7 protein-coding genes are annotated in these 10,295 nt (G+C 73.3%); 2 read left to right on the forward strand and 5 right to left on the reverse strand.

The window, feature by feature from the left end; translation table 11 throughout:
* The first annotated feature begins 111 nt into the window (after positions 1 to 111).
* Entirely contained in the window at positions 112 to 960 is an 849-nt protein-coding gene (locus tag FDO69_RS01555; protein WP_104777744.1) for a L,D-transpeptidase family protein, read from the forward strand.
* Positions 961 to 1,212: 252 nt separating this feature from the next.
* On the opposite strand, the gene FDO69_RS01560 is transcribed toward FDO69_RS01555, so the two are convergent.
* Positions 1,213 to 2,205, reverse strand: coding sequence for a hypothetical protein (locus FDO69_RS01560; protein ID WP_104777745.1), 993 nt, complete (start codon positions 2,203 to 2,205; stop codon positions 1,213 to 1,215).
* Positions 2,205 to 2,879, reverse strand: coding sequence for an RNA polymerase sigma factor (locus FDO69_RS01565; protein WP_104777746.1), 675 nt, complete (start codon positions 2,877 to 2,879; stop codon positions 2,205 to 2,207). The genes FDO69_RS01560 and FDO69_RS01565 overlap by 1 nt, the downstream gene beginning before the upstream one ends.
* Before the next feature lie 594 nt (positions 2,880 to 3,473).
* On the opposite strand from FDO69_RS01565, the gene FDO69_RS01570 reads away from it, so the two are divergent.
* Entirely contained in the window at positions 3,474 to 4,070 is a 597-nt protein-coding gene (locus FDO69_RS01570; protein WP_138430024.1) for a carbohydrate-binding protein, read from the forward strand.
* A gap of 523 nt (positions 4,071 to 4,593) precedes the next feature.
* Here the strand turns inward: FDO69_RS01570 and FDO69_RS01575 are convergent.
* The 3 genes from FDO69_RS01575 to FDO69_RS01585 form a co-directional block, all read right to left on the reverse strand.
* The gene (locus FDO69_RS01575; protein WP_159030580.1) at positions 4,594 to 5,925 is read right to left on the reverse strand and encodes an RICIN domain-containing protein; all 1,332 of its coding nucleotides are present in this window, start codon (positions 5,923 to 5,925) and stop codon (positions 4,594 to 4,596) included.
* An 18-nt stretch (positions 5,926 to 5,943) separates the two neighbouring features.
* Positions 5,944 to 9,348 (reverse strand): hypothetical protein, encoded by a 3,405-nt coding sequence (locus FDO69_RS01580; protein ID WP_104777749.1) that lies wholly within the window; start codon positions 9,346 to 9,348, stop codon positions 5,944 to 5,946.
* A 108-nt stretch (positions 9,349 to 9,456) separates the two neighbouring features.
* The gene (locus FDO69_RS01585; RefSeq protein WP_234387805.1) at positions 9,457 to 10,236 is read right to left on the reverse strand and encodes a type VII secretion system-associated protein; all 780 of its coding nucleotides are present in this window, start codon (positions 10,234 to 10,236) and stop codon (positions 9,457 to 9,459) included.
* Positions 10,237 to 10,295: the final 59 nt, after the last annotated feature.

Genomic DNA, 10,295 nt, shown 5'->3' on the forward strand with positions numbered 1-10,295 from the left:
TCGCTCACCACCATGCCCCCTGGTTCGCGACGGGTCACGCCCGGGGAACATCTCAGGTGACATCCGGGCGTGCCGGTGAGACGAGCGGGGGGCCGTGTGCGTAGTACGGGCATGGGGAGAGCGTTCACAGCGGGACTCGCCGTACTGGCCGCGCTGACCGGCTGCACGGTGCAGGCGCCCGACGGCGAGGGCAAGCGCCGCTCGCCGGTGCACATCGAGCTGCCCGACGGCACCCCGTCCCAGGGCCGTACACCCGCCGGTGGCGGCGACACACCGCGTTCCGCGCCGCCGTCGGGCGACGACAAGCCCCGTGCCGCTCCCACCCCGCCCCGCGTGCTGTGGTCACGCGGCGACACCGGCCGCGACGTCCGGGAGCTCCAGGCCCGGCTGCGCCAGGTCGCCTGGCTCTTCGAGGGGCCGACCGGGACGTACGACGAGGCGACGCAGCGGGCGGTGAGCGGCTTCCAGGGCAAGCGCGGGCTGCCGCGCACCGGGAAGGCCGACGCCGTCACCTGGCAGCGGCTGCTGGGCATGACGCGCGAGCCGGGCCACTGGGACCTGTACCTGATGGGCGGCCAGTCGGCCGACCCGCCGGACCCGCGCTGCCGGTCCGGCCGGGTGCTGTGCATCGACAAGACCAGCAGGACGCTGCGCTGGATGGTCGACGGGCGGACGGTCTCGACGATGGCGGTCCGCTTCGGTTCGCAGGGCACGCCGACCCGGGAGGGCGTCTTCTCCGTCTACTGGAAGTCCCGGGACCACGTCTCGACGCTCTACGACTCGCCCATGCCGTACGCGATGTTCTTCAGCGGCGGCCAGGCCGTGCACTTCTCGGCGGACTTCGCCGCCCGGGGCTACGCGGGGGCCTCGCACGGCTGCGTCAACGTACGGGACGAGGCGGCGATCGCAGAGCTGTACGCGCAGGTCCGCGACGGCGACAAGGTCGTCGTGTCCTGGTGACAGCGGGAGAGGACGTTGGGGCGCGGGCGGGACCGGGGGAACGTGTCCCGCCCGCGCTCGGTGCACGAGCCGTAGGTACGGGGGGAACCCCGGCTCTGTGCGACGGCCGATGACCAGTCGGCTCACTTCTTACTGCGCCGGGGCGACCGAAAACGTCACACCCTCGGCCGAACCAATTTCACGGAGTACGAAACCGCAGGTCACAGCGTTGCGAAAGGGGTCCCGGTCGTCCGGAGCCGGCCACGGTCCGCGTCAGTCACCGTCGTCGCCCCCTTTGACGGACCGCTTCTCGGCCTTCCGCTCGGCCTGCTGGCCGGCCTTCCGCTCGGCCTTGTCCTGCTGACGGTCCTGCTTGCGGCCCTGCTCACCGTCCTGCTTGCGGTCCTGCTGCCGGTTCCGGTCCGCGCCCCCGCCCTGGTGGTGTCGCTGATCCGCGCGGTCGTCATTCCGGCGCTCTTCCGAGCGGGGACCGGCCGAGGACAGGACGTCCTTGCAGTACTTCCACACCCGCCGGTCGCCCGCCGCGTCCCGCAGGGCTCGCCTGCGGTCGGGGTCCGGCCGCTTTCCGTCGCGCAGGTCGCGGCAGGCCGCGGTGATCTCGCTGCGCTGGTCGCCGGAGCGGTCCTTCCGCTCGTCCGGCGCCGGGGCGGCGTCGTCGCGCTGCTCGTCGTGGCCCTGAGGAGGGTCCTCGTCAGGGGCGGAACCGCCCTGAACGGCGTCGCTCGGCGACGGCGACGCCGGCGGGCGCTCCGGGTGGGTGACGGAGGCCGAGACGGAGGCGCCGGGCCGGGGCTCGTCGCCGCCGAACGGTGCCCTCAGGACTCCGGTTCCGGCCGCGAGGGCGACCCCGCCGGCCATGCCGACGGCCAGCACGGCGGCCAGGCCGAGGCGCACCGGGCGGGCCCAGCGGGGCGGCCGGCCGGTGCCGGTGCCGCTGCCACCGGGGGTTCCGATCCGGACCAGCCCTGCGTCGGCGACCCGGGCGGCGGCCCGTCCCCCGGCGTCCGTACGGGCTGCGGCCGCATCGGCGCGTTCCGCGCGGTGCTTGCGGAAGGCGGCCACCGCGGCTGCCTCGCCGGGGAGTTCATCGCTGGTCAGCGGGGGTACGGCGGACAACGCGCCGAGGGTCCTGGCAAGGTGTTCGGCCTGCTCCCGGCCGGCGCCTTCGACAGCTCCGGGTGGCTCTCCGCTCAGCAAACGCTCCGCCGTTTCGCGGTCCAGCCACCTGTACTGCTCGTCGGCCATCACACATCCTTCTGCGTCCGCGCGACGCTGTGCGTCACACCTGCGGACGTCACCGCACCGCCGCGCGGTTCTCTCTGGGGCGGCAGGGCGTCGAGCACCCCGGCCGATTCCGGATCGGCCTGCGGGTCGCCGCCGAGCAGTTCGGCAAGCCGCTTCAGGCCCCGGTGCGCCGCCGTGCGGACCGCTCCCGGGCGCTTTCCGAGCGTCTCGGCCGCGGTCTTCGCGTCGAGCCCCACCACCACACGCAGCACGACCGCTTCGGCCTGGTCCTGCGGCAGCCGGGATATCAGGGAGAACGCGCCGTTCGTGGCGAGCGCCTCGATGGCCTCGCCCGCGGTGTCCGACTCGGCGGCCCGGCCGGTCAGCTCGGTCTCGTCGCCGCCGATCGCGGGCCGGCGCCCGCGCATGCGTATGTGGTCCAGGGCGCGGTTGCGGGCGATCCGGGCGGCCCAGCCGCGGAAGCGGTCCGCGTCGCCGGTGAACCGCTCCAGATCGCGGGCTATCTGGAGCCACGCCTCGGACGTCACGTCCTCGGCGTCGGGGTCGCCGACCAGCGTCCGTACGTACCCGAGCAGCCGCGGGTGCACGGTGCGGTACACAGTCCGGAACGCGTTCTCGTCTCCGTTCTGTGCCGCGCGCACCGCGGCGGTCAGCTCCGCGTCGTCCCCCAGCACCGCGCGCCCTTCTGCGCCTAAACCGGCGCCGCTCTCGCGGACCGGGTTCTCGCCGTCGTGGTTGCTCAATTGGTGGTTGCGGTCACAAGCCCGCAGGTGGTTGCGGTGGTCTCGCCGCCTTCGCTGTTGGCGCGAATGGCACGTTACGACCTGAAACCACTCCCCGTCCATGTCCGTCCAGGATGCAACTAAGCCGTGACGCGGAGGAGTGTGACAGAAAACGCACACCGGGCGCTGTAGGGAGTACGGGCCGCCGCGCGGCCCGTACCGCGCGGCGGCCGGGGCCTCTCCTGTGGGGGGTGGCGGCCCCGGCCGTCTCCGCGGTCTAGGGCTCTGACCTGCGGTTATGCGCGATTTTCGGGACCAACGCGGCCAGCGCGTGACCAGCGCGACCGGATGCCTCGTCAGCCGTTCCCCGGGCCGATGCGCTGAGCCGTCCCGGACACTGAATCGTCGACCACTTCGACGCGACGCTGCCGTGCTGCAAGCATCTATGACCACCGGAATGTCGCTGGTGAGCAGGCACATGTGTACGTGAACTACGAGACTTGCGGCCACCGCTCGCGACGGGCACCGGAGGATCCGGCCGACGGCGTGATCGTCAGACCGGACACCCCGCTCGTCCCGGACACCGCCACCTACGTCCGCGACGCGAGCGGGAAGAACGGCCCCATGGTCGCGACCACCGTCACCCGCCACGGCGAGCTGACCGCCGGGTACGTCTACGCCTACGCCCGTGACGTCCCGACACCGGAACCGGCCGCCTTCTACGAGGCGGAGGACGCCACGCCGTCCGGCCCCCAGGTGGGCACCGGGCACCCCGGCCCCTCCGGCAGCGGTTACGTCGACTTCCAGCACACGGCCCCCGTGACCCGCGACGGGTCGTACCTCCAGGTGGTGACGGTGGGCAGGTCCGGGATCGCGTTCCTCGGCGACGCGGGCAAGTTCGTGTCACTGGGCAGGCAGCGGATCGCGGAGTTGTCGGACGACGGCACGGTGCGCGCGACCATCGCGTACGCCGACGGCGAAGGGCCGGTCACCCTGCACGGGTACTCCCCGGCCGATGTGTCGGTGTCCGCCACCGGCGGCCGGGCGGGCGACGTGACGTACGACTTCTCGACGCGGCGGTTCTCGGTCCCCATCACGCCCTACGAGGGAAGCTCCTCGGTGAGGGGTGAGATAGCGCGATAGCGGGGCCGTCCGCGGTCGCGGATGTGGGCCCGATGGGCCGTCCCAGCAGCCCGGGGGAGGTAGCCACTGGGACGGCTCCATTCAACGTAGAACCCGCGGACGGGGCGGTCCACGAATTTGAGCTATTCCAGAGGAAAGGCGTCAGCGGGCCGCCGCATAGCATTCTTGACGCGTCTCGTGGGCGCCGAACCGAAACGGTCAGAAAACTCTCACCGCCACCACCATAAACGGGCATTCGCATGTGGCCCTGATCGGCGTTTACATATGTCACCAAGTGACGAGTCAATCGTGCTGGCCTCACGCTTTCCTGAGTATTCGACAGCGATCTGATCAGAAGGAATCATGAGACCGTCGAGAAAGTGCGGGCTGATCGTCGCGGCCGCTGCGAGCGCTCTGTCGCGGACGCAGTACATGAATGTCGACATCAGCGACGTAGTCTCTGCGAGGGCCGGCAACAAGCCGGCCGGCCCTCACACACGTTCCGGCTGAGCCGGGTGGCGGCGTCAACAACCACGCGTGGCCGTCATGCCTCGCCTTTGTTCTTCAGCTGCCACTCGTGGTCGTCGGCGGGAGAGCACGTGTAAATGCCCAGGCGTGCGTCGTTGCCGGCTTTGCCGTCCTCGCCCCAGACTTCGAGACACCGCTGGTCGCTGGTGTAGTTGTGGATCCAGAACGTCCGGTTGCCGCCCCGGTTTTCGACCCACCACAACTGGTTGTCCTGGAGCGTGGAATTGCAGTGGGTCTGGCTGATCGGAGTTCTGTTCGGCTTGCTGCCGCGGCCTGGCAGATCCAGGCACAGGCCGCTCTTCCTGTTCTTGATCACGACGAGGTTGCGGCCACCGGGTCCCTTGTTCTTCTGCGCCAGGACGAAGTCCCACGCCTGGTTGTCCCCGTCCCAGTTCTGGACGACGCAGTCGTGCTGGAGGACCGGGCCGTTGAGCCGGCCCTTGCCCATGCCGGGAACGTCCGCGCACCGGCCACTCTTGACGTTCTTGAACTGGAAGTTCTTACGCTGATCCGGGGCGAGCACCTGGGAGGTGACGGACTTCATCTTCTGCTTCTTCTGGGCCACCGGCTGCTCGCTGCTCCGCTTCTTGTGGCCCACCGGCTCGCTGCTCCGCTTCTTCTGGGTCACGGGCTGCTCGCTGCTCCGCTTCTTCTGGGCCACCGGCTGGTCGCTGCTCCGCTGAGGCTCGGGCTTGGTCTCCGGTGAAGGGGACTTGCTCTCTTTACCCTGCTCGGTGGCGGGCGGGGCGGGCGACTCGGCGGTGTACGTGCCGGGGCCCTTCGCCTCGGCCTTCGGGACCGTCACGCCTGAGGGGGGCTCGGGCTCCGCCCTGGTCTTGCGATCGTCGTCCCCGGCTCCGAAGGCAAGGAACGGCAGGGATATCAGCACCGCACCCGCGATGGCCGCGGCGGCGAGCAGCGCCTTGGTGGGGCGGCCCGAGGGGGGCTCGTCGCCCTCCTCGCCGGTATCGGTGTCGGCGCCCGGGGGGTAGTCGCCCACGGCCGAGGCCATGGTGTCGGCGGATCCGTGGCCGTCAGCATGGCTCTCGGCCGCGGCAGGCGGTACGTCCGGGACGGCCGGAATCTCCGGCGCCCCGGCGGCGAACGCCACGGTGGCCCCGGTCCCTGCCTCAGACGCAACAGACTCAACGGGCTCGCCGGCAGGCGCGGACTCGTTCAGCGGGACCTTCGGCTGCTCGGCGGTGCCGGCTTCGGCTGCTGCGGCCGCGCCGCTCTCCGTACCCAGTGGCGCCAGCGCGGCGGGATCCGGGGTACCGGCGGTGTCCGGCAAGGTGACGGCGCGGCGGACCGCGGGCCCTCGTGGGTTCTTGGGTTCCTGACTCGACATCATGTCTCCCTTATCCGTTCATGTGTCCAGGGGATGGCGGCGCAGCGCCTCGTCCAGCCGGTCGAGCGCGGCGCGGTCGTGGTCATCGAGACGTACGTCCTGCGGTACCGCCCCGGCGGCGGGCACTTCGCGCAGCAGCACCAGCGGTGCGCCGTCGGCCTCGCGGGCATCGAGGACCCGTAGCAGCGTCCCGGGCGCGAAGACGACCTCGTCCCCGCCGGATGCGGAACCGGCGGAGGCGGGGCGGCCGGTCAGCGGGCGCGTGCGGCGCCCGGTGACCGACCAGATGGCGTACTGCGCGCCGGCGGGGCGCGGCGCCCCGGCCCCGAGTGGCAGCGCGCACATCGGCCCCGGGTCGCGCAGCAGGGTTCCGGGCACCAGGCCGCCGTCCGCCTCGTGGGTGCGGCGGATCGCCAGGCCCCGGTACGACGGCAGGCGCCGCAGCGCGGACGCCACGCAGGCGGCGTACGGCAGCAGCCGCTCGTCGCCCGTACGCATCCCGCGGGCGAGCGCGGCATGGTTCAGCCGCGCCGCCGGGGAGTCAGGGGCCGGGGCGTCCGGGGCTTCGGGGTCGTACGAGGTGTCCAGGTACACGTGCAGCGCGACCAGGTCGGTGCGCGCCGCCTCCTGCTCAGCACCGCGCAGCGCGGGCATCCGGGTCAGGGCGCGGGTGACCGCGGCACTGTGCCGCTCCCACACCGCGTCCGCGAGCGCGCGGAAGGCGGTCCGCTCGGCCTCCGTACTGACATGCCCCGGGAGGAACGGAACGGGGGGCAACGGCCGGAGGGGCGCGGGCGGCGTACGAGCGGCGGGAGACTCGGCGGTCTCATGCCCGGGGGGCACGGGAGTCGCGGGAGTCGCGGCCTCGGGTGCTGGGGCCGACGGGGACGCCTGCGCGGACTGCGACACTGTGGTGGACAGCGGTGCTGCCGGGGGTACGGGGGCCGCCGGTGGCTCCGACGGAGCCGGACCCCCGTCGGGTGTCCGGGGCTCGGCGTGCTCAAGCGGCCCGGGTACGGCCAAAGTCGGGGGCACTTCCGGGGGCATCCGGCCGTCCTGGGCGGACCGGCCGCCCGGCACCGCCGGATCCGCGGTCCCCGCCGGAGACTCCACGGACTCCAAAGACTCCGGGCTCGGCGTGGCCGGGGTCGCGGGGGTGTTACGCGACGCCTGGAGCGCCCGCCCCTGGGAGGGGCCCCGCAGCGGGGTACCCGGCTCGAGGGGCCTGCGGATCTGGGGGGATGCCGGCGGGGCGGCGGCCCCTTCTCCGTCTCCGCCGCGCGGGCTCTGCGACCGGATCAGGTCCAGCATCGCGTCCAGGCCCATGGGAGGCAGCGACTCGCTGCGCTGGTCCGGCTCCGGTGGGGGTGCGGGCGTGCCGCTCCCCGTCCGCAAGGGGCGTGCCGCTCCCGGGGGTTCGGGCCGCTCGGGGTCCCGTACGCGGGCGGGGCCCGGCGGCCTGCTCGGGTCCGGGCCGCCCGTTCGCGGTCTGGAGGGCTCCGGCCCGGTCCCTGCTTCTCCTGCTCCTGCCCCGGATGTGGCGGACGTGGCGGGCTCGCCAGGCGTGGCGGAGGTGTCGCGCGTGGACGGGGTCAGGGGCGGGGCCGAGGCCGTGCTGACCTTCGACGGTCGCGCCGGAGGGAGCACGGGGCCCGGATCCTCGGTGACCTCCGGGTGGGCGGCATCCGGGGGCGTTCCCAGGGACATCGGGTCGCGCTCGTGGTCCGGCTCGGGCTCCGCCTCCTCCGTCTCCTCCGCCTCAACGGCCGCGGCCGCTCGCTCCAGCTCCGCGATCGCCTGGTCCGCTGCCACCGTCGCGACATCCGGCTCCGCCTCAGCAGGGACCACCTCCTCCGGTGTCTGGGCGGACTCGGCCGGGTCCTGGCGCCGCGCCTCGGGTGTGGCGGGCGCGAGTCCGGCACCGAAACGCAGGGTCCGCAGGCCGTGTTCGGCGACCGTACGGCGCAACTCGCGCCCTCCGTCCGCGCACGTGCCGAGCACGAACAGCCTGGCCCGGCCGCAGACGTCGGCGCCGAGTCCGCCGAGCAGCCTGCCGAGCACGGGGTACAGCGACGGGTCGATCGGCCGCCCGGGGTGGCCGAGTTCGATCGCCGGTCCTTCCGGGTCGACCGGGCGGGCGGTGGCCGGCGGCGGCTCGCTCTCGGTGTCGGTGATCCACAAGCCCGCCCGGGTGACCGTGACCCGCCACTGCTCGGAGAGGCGTATGGTGCCGTGTTCCGCGCTGCCGCGGCCAGGAACGGGCGGGCTCCAGCGCGCCAGGCGGGGGCGCGGGGCGGTCTCGCCCGTACGTGCCGGGGCGCACACCACGGAGTCCACGAACGGCTGCCAGCGGGGCGCACCGTCGGCGTCGACGAGTACGGAGCGCACCGTGCCGGGCTCGGTCGGGACGCCGTAGGACATCAGCGGCATGCCGGTGCGGACGAGGAGTTCGACGCCGAGCGCGTCGGCGACCGACTGGCCGGTGCGCAGGATGTCCCGGGGGCCGCCGGGGGCGAGCCGGACGCGGGGCCTGACGGCTTCGGGGAGGGCGGTGAGGAGTTCGGTGAGGTCGCCCGCCGGGACGTCCTCGTCCCGTGGCGCGCCCAGCAGCACGGTGGGGCCGCGCGGGTCGGCCGGTACGGCGTAGCAGAGGTCGGCGGGGCGGGGCGCGATCGCATCCCGGGACCGGACCAGCAGACCCGCCGGGATCTGCTCGACGGCGTAACCGCCGGAGGTGCCGGACGGCAGGTGCTCGACCGCGGGCTGCCACGCGGGGGCGGGCTGGCGCGAGCCGATCCGCACCGGTTCGGCACCCGGCGCGAAGCGCCACCAGCCGCCGCGTTCGCCTCCGACTGGCTCACTGCCCCAGCCCGAGCCGCCCCGCCCCGTACCCCGCCCCGTACGCCGCTGCGGTACGAACAGGCCGCCGCCGGGCACCACGAGGGCGACGCCGTCGGGGGCGATCACCTCGATCTCCCAGGTGTCGGCGATCCGGCGGGCGACGGCGGGCTCGTCCGGCCGGTCGTCGCCCGCGGCCGACAGGACGAGCCGGACCACTCCGACGCCGTCCGAGCGGAGCGAGTCGAGCACCCCGCGCAGCCGCGGCCACAGCTCACCGGCCGAGGACGCCTCGGCCCCGGCGACCACGGTCACGGTGTGCTCCGGATCGGCGGCCAGGGCCCGGGCCAGGTCGGCGACGTCGGAGGTGGACAGCGTGTCGTCCGCGGGAGAGCGGAGCAGCATGACGCCGTCGTACTCCTCGACGAGCAGCGCCCCGCCCCGGCCGCGGCCGCCCTCGGAACGCTCGGGCGTGTCCGGCGTGGCCACGGGCGCGGACGACGCGGGGTCGGCGGAGGACCCGTTACGGACGCGGGCGCCCCGCCTGCTGAACCAGCGCGCTCCGGCGCCCCCGGAGCGGCTCATGCCGGTTCTCCCGGGGTAGCACGCCAACTCAGAATCTCGCTCATGCCGTTGTCACCTGGTGAGGGTTGAAGTGTGCGGAGGTTCGGACTGGTGGTGACGGTGTGACAGTCAGATCCCATCCTGGACATCGCCGTCGCGGTCTGCCCTGCCCGTCCGGGCACTGTTGGGGGCAACGTCCACGTCGTCCCCAGCCGGGGACTCCTCCGCCTGGGCGCTCTCCACGGCCGCCAGAGCCGCCACCAGCTTGTCCTTGATCAGCACCATGCTCACCGGGGCCGAGCTGTTGACGCACACGTTGTGCCCCTCGGGGATCCGGTCGAGGACGTCGTTGATCCGCACCCGCTCGAACCCCAGGCCGGTCCGGTGGAGGTAGCGCGCCGAGGTGTAGACCGGGACCACTGCCGTGCCGTCGTTTCCCGACGCGCTCACCGGCCGGCCGTCCGCCGCGACAAGCATCGCCAGTTCGGCCCTGGACAGGGCGGCGGTGACGTCGTCCGCCGGGCCGTAGCCGGTGGTGGCGAGCTGGACGGCGCGGTCCACGTCGTCGGTGGGCTCGGGCCAGCCCCGCGCGCCCGGCGACGGCACGTAGTCCTCGTTGGCCTGCCACTCGACGATCTCGCCGTTCTCGTCGGAGCGCCACTGGCCGACCACCGCGAACGCCGGCGGCGGGGCCTCCCCGCGCCAGGTGGGGTCGGTCAGGTAGAGCCAGTGGTTGGGCGCCGCCTTGGCGGCCTTGACGAAGTCCTCCGGCGGTTCGGGAGTCACCGCGCCGGGGGCGGCGGCCGGGGCGGTCGCCTCACCATCGGGCTCGGTGGACTCGTCGGGCTCGTTGGGCTCGTCGGGCTCGTTGGGCTCGTTGGGCTCGTTGGGCTCGTTCGACTCACTCATCGTGTCCTCGGTTACTGTGCATGCTGTCGTGCTGTTCTGGCGCCCGGGTGGGCGTCCCT

This window comes from Streptomyces tibetensis (assembly GCF_007655005.1).
Classification (GTDB): domain Bacteria; phylum Actinomycetota; class Actinomycetes; order Streptomycetales; family Streptomycetaceae; genus Streptomyces; species Streptomyces tibetensis.

Bases quoted from the DNA above. Each gene is read 5' to 3' on its own strand.
- FDO69_RS01555 (WP_104777744.1), top strand. From the start codon at position 112: ATGGGGAGAGCGTTCACAGCGGGACTCGCCGTACTGGCCGCGCTGACC.
- FDO69_RS01560 (WP_104777745.1), bottom strand. From the start codon at position 2,205: ATGGCCGACGAGCAGTACAGGTGGCTGGACCGCGAAACGGCGGAGCGT.
- FDO69_RS01575 (WP_159030580.1), bottom strand. From the start codon at position 5,925: ATGTCGAGTCAGGAACCCAAGAACCCACGAGGGCCCGCGGTCCGCCGC.
- FDO69_RS01580 (WP_104777749.1), bottom strand. From the start codon at position 9,348: ATGAGCCGCTCCGGGGGCGCCGGAGCGCGCTGGTTCAGCAGGCGGGGC.
- FDO69_RS01585 (WP_234387805.1), bottom strand. From the start codon at position 10,236: ATGAGTGAGTCGAACGAGCCCAACGAGCCCAACGAGCCCAACGAGCCC.